At 66.6% G+C, this 15,688-nt stretch carries 13 protein-coding genes, 2 rRNA genes and 1 pseudogene (1 of these 16 running past the window's edge); 7 read left to right on the forward strand and 9 right to left on the reverse strand.

Going from position 1 to position 15,688, the window contains the following annotated elements; all coding sequences use genetic code 11:
• Nucleotides 1-49: 49 nt before the first annotated feature.
• The 3 genes from FND50_RS25575 to FND50_RS25585 all read right to left on the reverse strand — a co-directional run bounded on the left by FND50_RS25575 (nucleotide 50) and on the right by FND50_RS25585 (nucleotide 2,715).
• Nucleotides 50-967, reverse strand: coding sequence for a tetratricopeptide repeat protein (locus FND50_RS25575; protein ID WP_144287545.1), 918 nt, complete (start codon nucleotides 965-967; stop codon nucleotides 50-52).
• 118 nt (nucleotides 968-1,085) lie between these two features.
• Entirely contained in the window at nucleotides 1,086-1,457 is a 372-nt protein-coding gene (locus FND50_RS25580) for a DUF3817 domain-containing protein (RefSeq protein ID WP_144287546.1), read from the reverse strand.
• 64 nt (nucleotides 1,458-1,521) lie between these two features.
• Nucleotides 1,522-2,715, reverse strand: coding sequence for an acetyl-CoA C-acetyltransferase (locus FND50_RS25585; RefSeq protein WP_144287547.1), 1,194 nt, complete (start codon nucleotides 2,713-2,715; stop codon nucleotides 1,522-1,524).
• A gap of 94 nt (nucleotides 2,716-2,809) precedes the next feature.
• Here FND50_RS25585 and mce point away from each other — a divergent pair, with 94 nt between their 5' ends.
• Entirely contained in the window at nucleotides 2,810-3,283 is a 474-nt protein-coding gene (gene mce / locus FND50_RS25590; RefSeq protein WP_005248354.1) for a methylmalonyl-CoA epimerase, read from the forward strand.
• Nucleotides 3,284-3,351: 68 nt separating this feature from the next.
• Complete coding sequence (locus FND50_RS25595) at nucleotides 3,352-4,437, forward strand: hypothetical protein (RefSeq protein ID WP_144287548.1); 1,086 nt, start codon at nucleotides 3,352-3,354, stop codon at nucleotides 4,435-4,437.
• Here the strand turns inward: FND50_RS25595 and FND50_RS25600 are convergent.
• The gene (locus tag FND50_RS25600; protein ID WP_005262055.1) at nucleotides 4,434-4,760 is read right to left on the reverse strand and encodes a hypothetical protein; all 327 of its coding nucleotides are present in this window, start codon (nucleotides 4,758-4,760) and stop codon (nucleotides 4,434-4,436) included. The two genes, FND50_RS25595 and FND50_RS25600, sit on opposite strands and share 4 nt — an antisense overlap.
• 16 nt (nucleotides 4,761-4,776) lie before the next feature.
• The gene (gene nucS, locus FND50_RS25605; RefSeq protein WP_005248359.1) at nucleotides 4,777-5,451 is read right to left on the reverse strand and encodes an endonuclease NucS; all 675 of its coding nucleotides are present in this window, start codon (nucleotides 5,449-5,451) and stop codon (nucleotides 4,777-4,779) included.
• 42 nt (nucleotides 5,452-5,493) lie between these two features.
• Here nucS and FND50_RS25610 point away from each other — a divergent pair, with 42 nt between their 5' ends.
• The gene (locus FND50_RS25610) at nucleotides 5,494-7,089 is read left to right on the forward strand and encodes an adenylate/guanylate cyclase domain-containing protein (RefSeq protein WP_186301348.1); all 1,596 of its coding nucleotides are present in this window, start codon (nucleotides 5,494-5,496) and stop codon (nucleotides 7,087-7,089) included.
• Here FND50_RS25610 and FND50_RS25615 read toward each other — a convergent pair.
• Nucleotides 7,036-7,818, reverse strand: a complete 783-nt coding sequence (locus FND50_RS25615; RefSeq protein ID WP_144287550.1) for a TetR/AcrR family transcriptional regulator — start codon at nucleotides 7,816-7,818, stop codon at nucleotides 7,036-7,038. The genes FND50_RS25610 and FND50_RS25615 overlap by 54 nt on opposite strands.
• 289 nt (nucleotides 7,819-8,107) lie before the next feature.
• Between FND50_RS25615 and FND50_RS37885 the strand changes: the two are divergent.
• From FND50_RS37885 to FND50_RS25625, 3 genes and pseudogenes are all read left to right on the forward strand, one after another.
• A pseudogene (locus tag FND50_RS37885) lies at nucleotides 8,108-9,693 on the forward strand (DEAD/DEAH box helicase); the annotation flags it as partial.
• A 15-nt stretch (nucleotides 9,694-9,708) separates the two neighbouring features.
• Entirely contained in the window at nucleotides 9,709-10,335 is a 627-nt protein-coding gene (locus FND50_RS37115) for a DEAD/DEAH box helicase (RefSeq protein WP_260851062.1), read from the forward strand.
• Between the two features lie 198 nt (nucleotides 10,336-10,533).
• A complete protein-coding gene (locus FND50_RS25625; protein ID WP_260850698.1) occupies nucleotides 10,534-11,106 on the forward strand; it encodes an SWIM zinc finger family protein in 573 nt (190 codons plus the stop codon).
• Here the strand turns inward: FND50_RS25625 and FND50_RS25630 are convergent.
• Entirely contained in the window at nucleotides 11,072-11,446 is a 375-nt protein-coding gene (locus FND50_RS25630; protein WP_009474161.1) for a UBP-type zinc finger domain-containing protein, read from the reverse strand. The genes FND50_RS25625 and FND50_RS25630 overlap by 35 nt on opposite strands.
• 140 nt (nucleotides 11,447-11,586) lie before the next feature.
• Here FND50_RS25630 and FND50_RS25635 point away from each other — a divergent pair, with 140 nt between their 5' ends.
• Nucleotides 11,587-13,197, forward strand: coding sequence for a CdaR family transcriptional regulator (locus FND50_RS25635; protein WP_144287551.1), 1,611 nt, complete (start codon nucleotides 11,587-11,589; stop codon nucleotides 13,195-13,197).
• Nucleotides 13,198-13,279: 82 nt separating this feature from the next.
• Here the strand turns inward: FND50_RS25635 and rrf are convergent.
• Nucleotides 13,280-13,396 (reverse strand): 5S ribosomal RNA (gene rrf / locus FND50_RS25640).
• Nucleotides 13,397-13,527: 131 nt separating this feature from the next.
• Nucleotides 13,528-15,688, reverse strand: a 23S ribosomal RNA gene (locus FND50_RS25645) (it continues 971 nt past the right edge of the window).

Genomic DNA, 15,688 nt, shown 5'->3' on the forward strand with positions numbered 1-15,688 from the left:
AGACGAGGTGACCGGGGTGAGTGCCTTCAGCACTCACCCCGGTTCCTCGTCAGTACAGTGCGGCGGCGAGTTTCCGGCGCGCGGTCATGACGACCGGCTCGGCCGGGTCGAACAGTTCGAACAACTCCAGCAGACGCGTCCGTACCCGCGTCTTGTCGTCGCCGGCGCTGCGGGCGACGACACCGATGAGACGGGCGAACGCCGCGTCGGGGGCCTGGGAGTAGAGCTCGACGTCCGCGGCCTGCAACTGGGCGTCGATGTCGTTCGGGGCGGCGTCCGCCGCGGCGACGGCACCGGGATCGACGGACTGCACGCGGGCGAGGAAACGCACCTGCCGGATCGCGCCCTGCGCCTCGGCGTTGGCCGGTTCCTCATCGAGGATCTTCTGGAACTCGGCTTCGGCTGCCGACAGGTCGCCTTCGTCGAGCGCGGCCTCGGCCGCGACGAAACGCGGGTCCTCCGGTTCGGGCTCGTCCTCGTTGCCGTCACCGGCCGGCGGTCCGGACAGCTTTCCGGCGGTGGCCTGCTGAACGGCGGCGAGCCACTGACGCAGTTGCGGTTCGGGCTGTGCGCCCTGGAAGTCGGCGAGCGGTTGCCCACCGGCGATGGCGACCACGGTCGGGACGGACTGGACGCCGAACGCCTGGGCGATCCGCGGGTTGGCATCGACGTCGACCTTGGCGAGCACCCAGGTGCCGCCGGCCTCGTGTGCCAGCTTCTCGAGCAGGGGTGAGAGTTGTTTGCACGGCTCGCACCAGGTGGCCCACAGGTCGACGACGACCGGGACCTGCTGGGACCGGACGAGCACCTCCGCCTCGAACGTCGCCTCGGTGACGTCGATGACGGGTGTGAGTCCGGTACTCCCGGGTGCGGCCTGGGCCGCGCCGTCCCCGGAGGGTGCGGGTGCCGTCGGGGGTGGAGCGGCCGCACGCTCCTTGAGGGCGGAGAGATCGACTGCTCCGCTCATGGCCGCGGCCACTGCTGAGGAACGCGCTGACGGACGAGAACCTGGTCGAGTCACGTCCACCAGTTTGTCACGATTTGAGCGCGCATCGGAATGCGGGCCGTGCCTACCGAGGCGCGGATCAGACGAGCGACGGTTCGCTCTTCACGGCGCCCGTCCGGGACAGTTCGCCCATCCGGCCGGTGCGGGCCGCCCAGACCTCGAACACGACGGTGCCGAACGGCGGGACGCTGGCGACGAGCGCCCAGAAGGTGGTGACCAGATTCCAGCTCAGCTTGCGGGCGGTCCACAGCGAGATGAGCAGGTACAGGACGAAGACGCCGCCGTGGATGGGCCCGAAGATCTTCACGCCGATCTCGTTGCCGTCGGCGGGCAGGTACTTGAAGGCCATGCCGATGAGGAGGCCGAGCCAGGTGAATGCCTCCAGAATTGCGACAAATCGGAAACGCGTGGCCGTGGTGCTGAGATCGAAGACGTTCGCCATGCCGACCATTGTGCCCGACCATCTACGACAGTCCGTAGTGGTGTGAGATACACCACCACGGACTGTCGTCTGGTCAGGCCTTGGGGACGCGGACGATCAGGGCGTCACCCTGACCGCCACCACCACACAGTGCCGCAGCGCCCACACCCCCGCCGCGACGACGCAACTCCAGCGCCAGATGCAACGCGATCCGCGCCCCCGACATGCCCAGCGGATGCCCCATCGCGATCGCCCCGCCGTTGACGTTCACGATCTCCGGATCCAGCCCCAACTCCCGTGTCGACGCGATCCCCACCGCCGCGAACGCCTCGTTGATCTCCACCAGATCCAGATCCTTCGGCTCGATCCCCTCCTTGGCGCACGCCTTCGCGATGGCCCGCGCCGGCTGCGACTGCAGCGTCGAATCCGGACCCGCAACGACCCCGTGCGCGCCGATCTCCGCGATCCACGACAACCCGAGTTCCTGCGCCTTCGCCTTGCTCATCACCACGACAGCGGCCGCGCCATCGGAGATCTGCGACGCCGACCCGGCGGTGACCGTGCCGTCCTTGCTGAACGCCGGCCGCAGCCTGGCCAGGGATTCCGCCGTCGTATCGCCGCGCACGCCCTCGTCGGAGCCGACCAGCACGGGATCCCCCTTCCGCTGCGGCACCGGCACCGGCACCACCTCGTCGTCGAACACCCCGTCCTTCCAGGCCCGCGCCGCCTTCTGATGCGACGCCGCCGCGAAGGTGTCCTGCTCCTCACGGCTGATCCGCTGCCCGTCCTCCGCGTTCTTCGCCTCGGTCAGGCTCCCCATCGCCTGATCGGTGAAGATGTCGTACAACCCGTCGAAGGCCATGTGGTCGCGCATCGTGACGTCGCCGTACTTGAAACCCTCCCGCGACTTCTCCAGCAGGTGCGGGGCGCGCGACATCGACTCCTGGCCGCCGGCGACCACCACTTCGAACTCGCCGGCCCGGATCAGCTGATCCGCCAACGCGATCGCATCGATCCCGGACAGGCACACCTTGTTGATGGTCAGCGCCGGCACATCCATCCCGATCCCCGCGGCCACCGCGGCCTGCCGCGCCGGGATCTGCCCCGCCCCCGCCGTGAGCACCTGACCCATGATCACGTATTCGACATGCTCGGGAGCGACGCCCGCCTTCTCCAGCGCACCACGAATCGCCACCCCACCCAGATCCGAACCCGACACATCCTTCAACGAACCCAGCAACCGGCCCATCGGGGTCCGGGCTCCGGCGACGATCACAGAACTGGTCACGATTTCCTCCGCGTGAGACGAGTAGGCAGGTGCGGGGCGACAGAAGTCACATCCCGACGAGAACTACCGAAACGGTAGCGCTAACGTCGGGACCATGACACAGTCCTCCCCCACCCAGACCACGTCACCGCTGTCCTCGGACCTGGTGACCGCCATCGACCACGTCGGTATCGCCGTTCCCGACCTCGACGCCGCCATCGCGTGGTACTCCGAACACCTCGGCATGGTGTCGACGCATGAAGAGGTGAACGAGGAGCAGGGCGTGCGCGAAGCGATGCTCAGCGTCGTCGGCTCCCCCGAGGGCAGCACCGCGCTGCAGCTTCTCGCACCGTTGAACGAGAACTCGACCATCGCCAAGTTCATCGATCGCAGCGGTCCCGGTCTCCAGCAGCTCGCGTACCGCGTGACGGACATCGACGCCATCTCCGCCCAGCTGCGCGAGCGCGGCGTGCGCCTGCTGTACGACGCACCTCGCCGCGGAACCGCCGACTCGCGCATCAACTTCGTCCACCCGAAGGATGCAGGCGGAGTTCTCGTCGAGCTCGTCGAGCCGTCGGCGACTCACTAGAGCTGTGTCCGGCCGCCGGGTACCAGGCGCAGAGACAAGTTCTACTTTGCCCAGGTAGATTGGCGGCCATGGTAAACGAGCAGGACCGTGGTTCGATCCCCCTTCCCTTCTCCACCGTGCGCAAGGGATTCGATCGGGACGAGGTACGTAACTACTTCGAGCGATTCGACGCCGAGCTCCGCGTCACTGCCGCCGACCGCGACGCCGCGGCGGCGCAGGCGCGGGATCTCGCCAAGCAGCTCGACGATGCGCGGGACGAGATCGACGATCTCCGCAAGGATGTCGACCGCCTGTCCGTTCCGCCGACCACCGCGGAGGGAATGAGCGACCGCATCTCGCGCATGCTCCGGCTCGCGTCGGACGAGGCGTCCGAGGTGCGTGCGAAGGCCGAGGCCGACGCCGCCGAGATGATCTCCGTCGCCGAGCAGGAGGGCGCACAGCTCCGCGGCCAGTACGAGTCGCTGGTCGCGGAACTCGAAGACCGCCGGAGTGCTCTCGAGATTCAGCACGAGCAGACGATGGCCAAGGCCCGCACGGAGGCGGCGAAGATCGTCGAAGCCGCTCAGTCCGAGCGCGACCGCCTCGCCGCCGAGGCCGAACTGCGTCGGTCGCAGGTGCAGGAAGATTTCGACCTCGCGATGTCCGAGCGTCGTCAGAAGACGATCACGGCCGTCAACGAACTCGAGTCCACCAGCAAGGCCGAGGCGCATCGCCGTCTCGCGGACGCCACGCACGAGGCGGAGCGCAGGCTGCAGGCGGCCACCGACCAGTCGGAGCGCAAGATCGCCCACGCCAAGGAACTCGCGGAAGAACTGCGCGTGCTACGCGGCCGGATCCTGGCGCAGCTCTTGGGAATTCGGGGTCAGCTCGATTCCGTTCCCGCCATGTTGGCGTCGGTCAACCGAGAGAGTGAACTCCTGGACGCGCAGCCCGACACCGCGGCATCGAACTCGGAGAAGCGCTCGACCGAGAACACGAGCAGCAAGCCCGCACCGGGCGGTGCGGCCGACCGGAACTCCACGCCGAGCGAGTCCGGGAAGAACTCCGCGGACGAGACGGACAACTCGGACGAGGACACTGCGGTGCTGTCCACCGTCGAGAAGAATCCGGCGAACCGGCCGGCGGATCAGCGGACCGTGAAGACGGGAAGCTAGGACCACCTTCGCGTGAGGCCCCGGGTGCTGCGTCCCGACCAGCACCCGGTGTGCCAGTGCCGCCGGTCCTCGGCTCCGCCGTATTCGGCCGGCCAGGTGACGAGGTGGGCGACACCCGGCCGGATGTCGTGATCGCAGCCGGGGCACCGGTAGGACTTGGTCGCCCGGGCCCCGGGGATCGTGCGGACGATGAAACTCTCGTCGGCGTAGCCTGCGGGCCCGGACTCCTGACGCATCATCGCACTACCGAACAGCGACCCCTCGGAGTCGTCCGGGGGCGCACTGCGGCGTGTGTTCTTCCGCTGCGGTTTACGACGGGGCACGGGTTCAGCCTAGGCCTCAGAAGAGCCGGAACTCGGTGCTCTCGGTACCGCGCAGCGCTTCGTAGTCGAGCACGAGGCACCGGATTCCGCGGTCGGTGGCAAGGGTTTTGGCCTGCGGCTTGATCTGCTGGGCGGCGAAGACACCGCTCACCGGCGCCAGTAGCGGATCCCGGTTGAGCAGTTCGAGGTACCGCGTGAGCTGCTCGACACCGTCGATGTCTCCGCGGCGCTTGATCTCCACGGCGACGGAAGCCCCGTCGGCGTTCCGGCACAGCAGGTCGACGGGACCGATGGCCGTCATGTACTCACGCCGAACGAGCGTGTAACCGCTGCCGAGCGTTTCGACGTGTTCCGCGAGCAACTCCTGCAGGTGTGCCTCGACACCGTCCTTGACGAGCCCCGGATCGACACCGAGTTCGTGACTGGAGTCGTGCTCGATCTCCTCGATGGTGATCCGCAGTTCCTCACCGGCCTTGTTGGTCACCACCCACAGCGCTTCGGCGTCCTCCACGGTGTCTTCGACGAGCCAGCAGGGCGGGCTCATCCAGTTCAGCGGCTTGTAGGCGCGGTCGTCGGCGTGGATGCTCACGGAACCGTCGGCCTTGATCAACAACAGGCGACGAGCGGTGGGCAGATGTGCCGTCAAACGGCCTACGTAGTCGACTCGGCATCTGGCAATCACTAGGCGCACCCGCCCACCCTAAGGGATCGTGCCGACTAGTCTCGAATGACTATGCGCCGCCCTCGCCGATCCGTCGCCCCGCTGGGGTCGTGGCTGCTCGGATCACCGGACGAGAGTCCCCGCAGGCGGCGTATCCGTGTCCAGCTGCTGCTGACCGCCCCACTGGTGTTCACCAACCTGGTCGGCGCGGTGATCACCTGCCTGCTCGTCAGTGTCGTCGTCCCCGGCCCGAGTGTGTGGTCGAGCGAGTTCATGATCGCCAACTTCGTCGCGGTGCCCGTGTTCGTGCTGTGCGCGGTCCTGATCGGCGTGACGTGGGGCACCAAACGCCTGGTGTCGGATCTCCGGTGGGCGACGGAGGACGACGCGCCCACGGACCACGACCGGTCGGCGGCGTTTCGCGCACCGTGGCGTCTGACGCGTGTCCAGGCGGCGTTGTGGGGCATCGGGCTGGTCTTCTTCACGACGCTGTACGGCCTCATCGATCCCCAGACCATTCCGAAGGTCGCGTTCACGATTGCGTTGGCCGGGATCACGGTCTGCGCGTTCTGCTACCTGCTGACGGAGTTCGCCCTGCGCCCCATCGCCGCCCGGGCACTGGGATCGGACGGACCGCGACCCCGCCGAACCCTGGGCATCACCGGCCGCACCGCGCTGGCGTGGATCCTCGGGACGGGTGTTCCGGTGCTCGGTCTGATGCTCATCGCGATCTTCAGTTTCATCCGGCCGGCGAGCCCGACCAGCCTCGCGGTGTCGATCCTCGCGCTGGGTGGTGTCATCCTGCTCTTCGGCCTGCTGCTGGTCGTGATCAGCGTGCGTGCCACCGAGGCGCCGATCCGCTCGGTGTCGCTGGGCATGGCGAAGGTGGCGGAGGGCGATCTCGACGCCGAGGTCGTCGTGTACGACGGCACCGAACTCGGCGCGCTGCAGACCGGGTTCAACCGGATGGCCGAGGGACTCCGCGAACGTGAGCGGATCCGCGACCTGTTCGGGCGCCACGTCGGGCAGGAGGTGGCCTCCCAGGCCCTGCGGCACAACCCCGAACTCGGCGGCGAGGAACGTGACGTCGCGGTCCTGTTCGTCGACATCATCGGGTCCACCACGATCGCGGCCACCCGGTCGCCTGCGGAGGTCGTGGACCTGCTCAACCGGTTCTTCACCGTGGTCGTCGATGAGGTCGATCTGCGAGGCGGGTTCGTCAACAAGTTCGAAGGTGACGCCGCGCTGGCCATCTTCGGGGCACCCGTGGCGCTCGACGACCATGCAGGTGCCGCGCTCTCCGCCGCTCGGGCCCTCCGCGAACGGCTCACCGCCGAGGTCCCGGAGTGCGATGCGGGAATCGGGGTGGCGGCGGGTCGCGCCGTGGCCGGAAACATCGGAGCCCACGAACGGTTCGAGTACACAGTGATCGGCGATCCTGTCAACGAGGCGGCGCGGTTGTCCGAACTCGCCAAGAACGTGTCCGGACACGTCGTCGCGTCCGAGCGGGCGATCGACGCGGCAGCCGAGGACGAACGCACGCGGTGGCAACTCACCGACACCGTCACCCTGCGCGGCCGTGTCGAACCGACCACGCTGGCAGTTCCGGCCGAACTACTCCCCGCCGGTTCCGCCGTCGACGATGAGGGCGCCGACTCCGTCGAGTAGCCGGGCCAGCCCGAATTCGAAGGCGTGGGCGGGCGCGTACGCGGCGTCGTGGTGTTCCCCCGCGGACGCCCCGACCCTGGCGGCCAGCGGGAACCGGTCGGGGTCGAAGACCTTTTCGAAGTGCGGAGCGACGCGCTGCCACCATTCACGGTCCGCCTCCCCATGGGCGGCGAGCGCGGCCGCGTCCACCGCGGCCCGCGCCGCGCCCGCGATGAAACTGTCGAGGTGCGTGACGACCGAATCCATGTCGAGGTCCGACAGTCCCAGTCCCTCGACCGCGCGCAGTTCCCGCTCGTACTTGGCCATCCCGCCGGGCCCGAGGACCGGCCGGCTCAGCGCGACGACGCCGAGCATCCACGGGTGGGCGCACAGCAGTTGGAAATAGTCGTGCGCGGCGGCCGCGAGACGCTCCCGCCACCCCGCTTCGGTGTCGTCGGCCGGCTCGAGGGTGGACAGCGCGCGATCGAGCATCACCTCCACCAGTTCGGTCTTCCCGGGAACGTGCGTGTACAGCGACATCGCCCCGGCGCCGAGTTCGGCTGCCAGCCGGCGCATCGAGACGGCGTCCAGCCCTTCGGCATCCGCGACGGAGATCGCGGCCTCGACGATCCGGTCGAGCGTCAGGCCCGGCTTCCCGTTGCGGGGGCGAGAGATCGGTGTACTGCCGCCACCCCAGAGCAGCTCCATGGTGCGTGCGGGGTCGCCCTCCGGTGTCGCGCTTCTACCCATGCCGAGATCTTCCCACGGCGCCCGGGAACAGTTCCGTCCGCCGCCTCGTTGACGTACGGCGTACTGTAACGAGGCGAAAGGCGCAGTAGTGACAGCAGGGCCCATCCTCGCCGCCTGTGCGGCCACCTTCGTGCCGTCCGATCCTCCGCGCGACTCCCACTTGGCGTTCTGGCGTGATTCCCCGGACGGGCCGCTGCCACCGAGTACCGATTCCCACAACCGGATGGCAATCGGAAGCACCGTGGAACGCGTTCCGACGCAGAGCATCTCGCTCGCCGACGCGCTGCCGATGCTCCTGGCACTGCGACCCGGCGAGACAGCGCATCGATCGGTCGCGTTCGGGGCCGCCTGCACCCGGACCGCTCTCGGATACGGCGGGGCGGGCAAGATCCTTCCAGCGGTTGCGCCGAGTGGCCGCGACCGCTGGCGGCTCGGCGTCCTCGACGACGAGGACGAATTTCATCTGCGCCTGCTGGCCGCCGCCCTCCTGCCGGAAGCGCGCGCGATTCCACTCGGGGATCCGTCCGCCGCCGGAGTTCGCCTCCCCGCCGCGCTGGACGTGCTGCGCGACTTCCTCACCGCTGACGTCGACACGATCCCGCGACTCGACTCACCGGCCGACACCGGCCCCTACCGGGGATGGAACGCCGAGACCTTCCCCGCACTCCGGGCGTGGGCGGACGCCCTGGCACCCGATGCGATCGCGCTGTCGTTGCGGATCGACCCCGTCGATCCGCACGCGGTCGACCTCTCGGCCGGCGAGTTCGACGCGACGGTCCAGGTGCACGGTGTGGCGCGGCCCGGGGTGGTGTGCGACGCCGTCGACCTGTGGCGGCATCGACGCTCGCCGAGTCCGCGTTCGCCGCCGACCCGCGGATCGAGGTTCTCGACGCCCTCCGCCGCGCGGCCCAGGACTGGGCTCCGCTCGAAGACCTGGTGCGAGCCGAGGCGCCGCACCGCATCCGGCTCGAGGACGACGACCTGGCGTCCCTCGCCGGGGACGCCGGCCGGAGCGGCCGCGGCGGTGGCGCGTGAGCTGTCCGACCAGGATCCGGATGCCGTGCCGGCCCCCGCAGCCCTGCGCGCTCAGTTGCGGGACTACCAGCTGACCGGATTCCGCTGGCTGGCCGGGCTCACGTCACGAGGCCTGGGCGCCTGTCTCGCCGACGACATGGGCCCGGGAAAGACGTTGACCCTCATCGCACTTCACCTGCACCGACAGCAGACACCGGAAACGGCAGGACCCACGCTGGTGGTCTGTCCCGCGTCTCTGCTCGGAAACTGGCGACGGAGATCGAACGCTTCGCGCCGGGCACCGGCGTCCTCGTCCACCACGGTCCGAAGCGGCGCCCTCCCGGTGAGACGGTCGCAGGCGGCAGCGACACCGTCGTCCTCACCACGTACGCGACGATGCGGCTCGATTGCGACGTACTCGCCCGGACTGTGTGGGGTCTGGTCGTCGCGGACGAGGCGCAACACCTGAAGAACCGCGCCGCGTCCGTCACCCGGGCACTGCGGACGATTGCGGGACAGGCCCGCGTCGCGCTCACCGGGACACCCGCGGAGAACAGGCTCAGCGACCTCTGGTCGATCCTCGACGGCGTCACACCGGGCCTCCTCGGTCCGTACGCGCAGTTCCACCGCCACTACGACGGCTCGGCCGCCGAGGACGGCGCCGACCGCGCGGCGGAGTTGGCGGCGTTGATCTCGCCGTTCGTCCTCCGGCGCACGAAGTCCGATCCGGGGATCGCCCCCGAGCTTCCGCCGAAGACGGAGATCGACCTGGACGTCACGCTCACCCCGGAACAGGCCGGAATGTACGAGGCCCTCGTGCGCGAGGCCATGGAGCAGATCGAGACGAGCGACGGCATCGGGCGGCGCGGCAGCATCGTGTCGCTGCTGACCGGAAACAAGCAGATCTGCAATCACCCTGCCCAGTACGTCGGGCAGGAGCACGCCGCGCTCACCGGCCGCTCCCACAAGATCGGTCTGCTCGACGAGCTGATCGACACCAACCTGTCGGAGGGCGGGCGTTCGCTCGTCTTCACCCACTTCACCACGATGGGACGGCTGCTTCGACGGCATCTGACGGCGCGAGGAGTGGGCTGCGAATTCCTGCACGGGGGCACACCCGTCCCCGCCCGGGAGGAACTGGTCGAACGCTTCCAGAACGGCGACATTCCCGTCCTGATCCTGTCCCTCAAAGCCGCCGGTACCGGGTTGGACCTCACCCGGGCCGATCATGTCGTCCATTTCGACCGCTGGTGGAACCCCGCGATCGAGGACCAGACCACCGACCGCGCGTACCGCATCGGGCAGACCCACCCGGTCGACGTCCACCGGCTCGTCACCGCGGGAACCATCGAGGAAAGCATCGCCGGCATGCTCGCGTCCAAGCGACAGCTCGCCGACTCCGTCCTGTCACACGGTGCTGACGCCTTCACCGAACTGACCGATCGCGAACTCACCCGGCTGGTGGCGCTGAGCCCCGACTACGACTTCGGAGGTGATCTGTGAGCGACGCCGTCACGCTTCCCCGCTTTCCGGCGCAGAAGGGCCGCCGCACCCGCGGCCGGGACCTGGTGGGCGCAGCGATGGGTCGACGATGTCGAGCAGGCCGCAGTCGACTCGGACACGCTGAAACGCGGACGCGCCTATGCCCGTGGTGGACTGGTCGGTCCGCTCACGTTCGCGGCCGGGCTCGTCTCCGCGGACGTGCAGACGGACGAGGAGAGCCTGCACGTGCGGATCCGGGTGGACCAGCTGGACGAGCGCCAGTGGGGCGAGGTGCTCGCGACCCTCGCGTCGCGGAGCGGTCACGTCGCCCAGTTGTCGAGTGGGACGCTTCCCCGCGAACTCGACGACGACCTCGCTGCCGCCGACGTGTCCCTCGTGCCGTCGATGTTCGACGCCGACGCGACGTGTACCTGCGAGGAGTGGGACGTGCCGTGCCGCCACGCTGCCGCGGTGCTGTATCAGGCCGCGTGGGTGCTCGACGACGACCCGCTGCTCTTCTTCCTCCTGCGCGGACGGGAGGGACAGGAGGTTCTCCAGCTCAGGCACGGCGCACACGAGGAGACGTCTCATTCCTCGTTCGACGGTTCGTCCGCCCCGGTGTCGGCGTCGGACGCCTACGCCGCAGTTCCCGGACCGCTTCCGACGTCGCCTCGTTCCGGCGGAATCCTGGTACGCCCACGTTGGCTCGACGACGCTCCCCCCGAGGTTCAGGCGGACGCCGTGTGGTCTGCGATCGTCACTGCGATTTCGCGATACGGAGACCGTGTCTGAGGTCGTCCGACGGTCCGGGCACGAGGCTCGGTGCGACCACCCGGGCGCCGGTCGCCGGATACGGCGTGCAGATCTGGGCGTCGTGCACGAAGCACCAGCGCCAGTTGTCCCCCGCGTGGAGCGACTGGACGATCGGATGACCGCTGCGTTCGGCGTGGTGTCGCGCGTGCCGCATCGGTGATCCGTCACTGCATCCGACATAGCCGCACGTCAGGCACAACATCAGGTGCTCCCAGCGGGTACCGAGCGCGAGACAGCCCTCGCACCCGTCCGACGTGTGCGCGACGACATCGCGAATCATGTTCAGATCGGGATCGTGCCAATTATTGGATTGGGTCATAGTGCCACCCCTCAGTTACCAAGATTGGCGGCTGATCCGTCTCGCCACATGGTCACGGCGGAACGAAAGAATCCACCGAAATCCGGCCTGAACGGACAGCGTCCCGGTTTCGACGCCGCAAAACGGGGTAGTTCCAAGCCATGGATCTGGAAGCAGCCCCAGACCCGAGGGTGGATCACACGCCGCGGGCGACGAACCTGTCCGCGGTCTTGGCCGTCACCGCGCACATGCACGACTGCGGGAATCGGGACGAGATCCTCGCCCTGCTGGTCGAAGCTCTCCCCGAACTCGGCCCCTTCACGGTGGAACCCATGTCGGCTCCGACGGGCGAACGCCACGACGACGACGTCTGGCGACACCGCGTGCTTTTCGACGATTCGTGGTCGAGGCCGGTGTCGCTCACCCTGCGGGCCGACTACCCGCCTACCCCGGTGCAGGCCACGCTGCTCGAGTTGTTGATTCAGCACACGGGGTCGGCCCTGCGCGCCGCATCGCTCCGCTCCCGGGCGGCCACACAGGAACGTCAATTGCGCGAGGCCGCGGACGAGATCACCGCGATCGGCGCGCGGGTCGCGCGGCTCGAGGAGGAAGCGAAGATCCAGAACACGTTCGGACGCCTCGCCGCGACCGGCGCCGACGAGACCGCCATCGCCGAGACCCTCCACCACGTGACCGGACTTGCCGTCGGGATCGAGGATGCCTTCGGCAACCTCCGCGTCTGGGCCGGCCCGGACAAGGCCTCGCGGTACCGCAAGATCGGCGGCGGGAACCGAGTCGACGTCCTGCGCCGTGCCGCGATGGAAGGGCGCCCGCTGCGGCACGACAACCGGATCGTGCAGATAGTCCGGCCCGGCCAGACACTTCTCGGCGTTCTGTATCTGTCCGACCCGGAACATCGGGCCACCGACCTCGACACCGTCGCCCTCGAATACGCCGCGACGATGCTCGCCGTCGACATGTCGCATCGCAGATCACTCGCCGAGGCGGAGGCGCGGCTGAGCCGCGACCTGGGCGCCGACTTACTTGGCGGCACCGACGACGACAGCGCCTATTCCCGGGCCGACGCACTCGGCTACGACCTGCACACCCCGCAACGCGTCCTGGTGGTCCGCTGGGGGCCGGACACACCCGTCGAGTCCGTCGCGGAAGCCTTCCGGCGTCACCTGGCGTCCTCCGACTCGTCGGCCCTCCTCGTCCACAACACCGAGCACCGAACCGGGGTCCTCGCCGCCGTGATGGATGCGAAGACAGATGTGAACATCATCTTCACAGCGCTGGAGAAGTCACTCGGCCCCGCGATGGGAGTGATCGGTGTCGGATCCGAATGCACCTCCCCCAGTGGTCTTCCCGACTCGTACACCCACGCGATACGGGCGCTCGAGATCAGAAAACAGTCGCTGTCGCCCCGTGGGGTGGCCCTGTTCGACGAACTCGGCGTCTACCGGATCCTCGACTCGCACAGCAGCACCGGAGACGTCGAGGCATTCGTGCAGGAATGGCTCGGCCCGCTGCTCGACTACGACCGGGAACACCGCAGCACGATGACGGCCACACTGGCCCAATACCTCGAATGCGGAGGCAAGTACGACGAGACTGCGCAGGCACTCAGGATCCACCGCAGCACCCTGCGATACCGGATGTCTCGCATTCACGAACTGACCGGGCGTGATCTCCGCAGTGTCGACACACGCCTGAATCTTCATCTGGCGTCCCGCGCACTGCAGGTCCTGGCCGGCGGTGCGTCGGGGTGAAAAGACAGGCGCGGCACGGGTGTTCGTGCCTTTGGAATGCCGAAAGCCCCCCAACATGGTTGGGGGGCTTTCGGTAACGGATGTTCGGCGGTGTCCTACTCTCCCACACCCTGTCGGGTGCAGTACCATCGGCGCTGGAGGGCTTAGCTTCCGGGTTCGGAATGGGACCGGGCGTTTCCCCTCCGCTATGGCCGCCGTAACTCTATGAAACTGTCACACACTCAATTTCTTTTGTTCCCTCAACTCGGTCACCCTGCTGGGTGACCGGTGGGGTTGAAATGAGTATCTGTGTGTTGTTTCAGATACTGCACAGTGGACGCGTAGCTTCTTTGTGGTAAGTCCTCGGCCTATTAGTACCAGTCACCTGCACCAGTTACCTGGCTTCCAGTTCTGGCCTATCAACCCGGTGGTCTGCCGGGGGCCTTACCCCCTCGAGGGGGTGAGAAACCTCATCTTGGAACAGGCTTCCCGCTTAGATGCTTTCAGCGGTTATCCCTTCCGAACGTAGCTAACCAGCGGTGCTCCTGGTGGAACAACTGGCACACCAGAGGTTCGTCCGTCCCGGTCCTCTCGTACTAGGGACAGCCTTCCTCAAGTTTCTAACGCGCGCGGCGGATAGAGACCGAACTGTCTCACGACGTTCTAAACCCAGCTCGCGTGCCGCTTTAATGGGCGAACAGCCCAACCCTTGGGACCTACTCCAGCCCCAGGATGCGACGAGCCGACATCGAGGTGCCAAACCATCCCGTCGATATGGACTCTTGGGGAAGATCAGCCTGTTATCCCCGGGGTACCTTTTATCCGTTGAGCGACACCGCTTCCACTTGCCGGTGCCGGATCACTAGTCCCGACTTTCGTCCCTGCTCGACCTGTCAGTCTCACAGTCAAGCTCCCTTGTGCACTTGCACTCGACACCTGATTGCCAACCAGGCTGAGGGAACCTTTGGGCGCCTCCGTTACATTTTGGGAGGCAACCGCCCCAGTTAAACTACCCACCAGGCACTGTCCCTGAACCAGATCATGGTCCGAGGTTAGAGGTCCAATACGATCAGAGTGGTATTTCAACAACGACTCCACACTCACTGGCGTGAGCGCTTCACAGTCTCCCACCTATCCTACACAAACCGAACCGAACACCAATACCAAGCTGTAGTGAAGGTCCCGGGGTCTTTTCGTCCTGCCGCGCGTAACGAGCATCTTTACTCGTAATGCAATTTCGCCGAGTCTATGGTTGAGACAGCTGAGAAGTCGTTACGCCATTCGTGCAGGTCGGAACTTACCCGACAAGGAATTTCGCTACCTTAGGATGGTTATAGTTACCACCGCCGTTTACTGGGGCTTAAATTCTCAGCTTCGCCATTGCTGGCTAACCGGTCCTCTTAACCTTCCAGCACCGGGCAGGCGTCAGTCCGTATACATCGTCTTACGACTTCGCACGGACCTGTGTTTTTAGTAAACAGTCGCTTCTCACTGGTCTCTGCGGCCCCACCCAGCTCACACTGCAAGAGTGATCACCGGACGAGGCCCCCCTTCTCCCGAAGTTACGGGGGCATTTTGCCGAGTTCCTTAACCATAGTTATCTCGATCGCCTTAGTATTCTCTACCTGACCACCTGTGTCGGTTTGGGGTACGGGCCGTGTGAAAGCTCGCTAGAGGCTTTTCTCGGCAGCATAGGATCACTGAATTCGCCTCATTCGGCTATGCGTCACCTCTCAGGCTGTGTGAATGGCGGATTTGCCTACCATTCGCCCTACAGGCTTACACCAGTATTACCACTGACTGGCTCAGCTACCTTCCTGCGTCACCCCATCGCTTGGCTACTACCAGATCAGGTCCCATGCATCCACATCCAGGGCCCCGAAGGGGCGTAAGGACGCTTCAGGATGGTTAGTATCACTGATTCACCAGGGGCGCGTTCACACGGGTACGGGAATATCAACCCGTTGTCCATCGGCTACGCCTGTCGGCCTCGTCTTAGGTCCCGACTCACCCTGGGCGGATTAACCTGGCCCAGGAACCCTTGGTCATTCGGCGGACGAGTTTCTCACTCGTCTTTCGCTACTCATGCCTGCATTCTCACTCGTGTGGCCTCCACGGCTGGGTCACCCCGCCGCTTCCATGGCCACACGACGCTCCCCTACCCATCCACACCACTGCCCAAGACTCCGCAGAATCAAGGGGTGCATTGTGTGAATGCCGCAGCTTCGGTGGTGTACTTGAGCCCCGCTACATTGTCGGCGCAGGATCACTTGACCAGTGAGCTATTACGCACTCTTTCAAGGGTGGCTGCTTCTAAGCCAACCTCCTGGTTGTCTTCGCGACCCCACATCCTTTTCCACTTAGTACACGCTTAGGGACCTTAGCTGGCGATCTGGGCTGTTTCCCTCTCGACTACGAACCTTATCGCCCGCAGTCTCACTGCCGCGCTCTCACTCACCGGCATTCGGAGTTTGGCTGATTTCGGTAAGCTTGTGGGCCCCCTAGACCATCC

The sequence above is a fragment of the Rhodococcus sp. WB9 genome, assembly GCF_007558985.1.
GTDB lineage: Bacteria > Actinomycetota > Actinomycetes > Mycobacteriales > Mycobacteriaceae > Rhodococcus_F > Rhodococcus_F opacus.

What these genes read in the sequence shown, in the direction of transcription:
- FND50_RS25575 (WP_144287545.1), bottom strand. Translation starts at nt 967, where the DNA reads ATGAGCGGAGCAGTCGATCTCTCCGCCCTCAAGGAGCGTGCGGCCGCT.
- FND50_RS25580 (WP_144287546.1), bottom strand. Translation starts at nt 1,457, where the DNA reads ATGGTCGGCATGGCGAACGTCTTCGATCTCAGCACCACGGCCACGCGT.
- mce (WP_005248354.1), top strand. Translation starts at nt 2,810, where the DNA reads ATGACACAGTCCTCCCCCACCCAGACCACGTCACCGCTGTCCTCGGAC.
- FND50_RS25595 (WP_144287548.1), top strand. Translation starts at nt 3,352, where the DNA reads ATGGTAAACGAGCAGGACCGTGGTTCGATCCCCCTTCCCTTCTCCACC.
- FND50_RS25610 (WP_186301348.1), top strand. Translation starts at nt 5,494, where the DNA reads ATGCGCCGCCCTCGCCGATCCGTCGCCCCGCTGGGGTCGTGGCTGCTC.
- FND50_RS25615 (WP_144287550.1), bottom strand. Translation starts at nt 7,818, where the DNA reads ATGGGTAGAAGCGCGACACCGGAGGGCGACCCCGCACGCACCATGGAG.
- FND50_RS25630 (WP_009474161.1), bottom strand. Translation starts at nt 11,446, where the DNA reads ATGACCCAATCCAATAATTGGCACGATCCCGATCTGAACATGATTCGC.
- FND50_RS25635 (WP_144287551.1), top strand. Translation starts at nt 11,587, where the DNA reads ATGGATCTGGAAGCAGCCCCAGACCCGAGGGTGGATCACACGCCGCGG.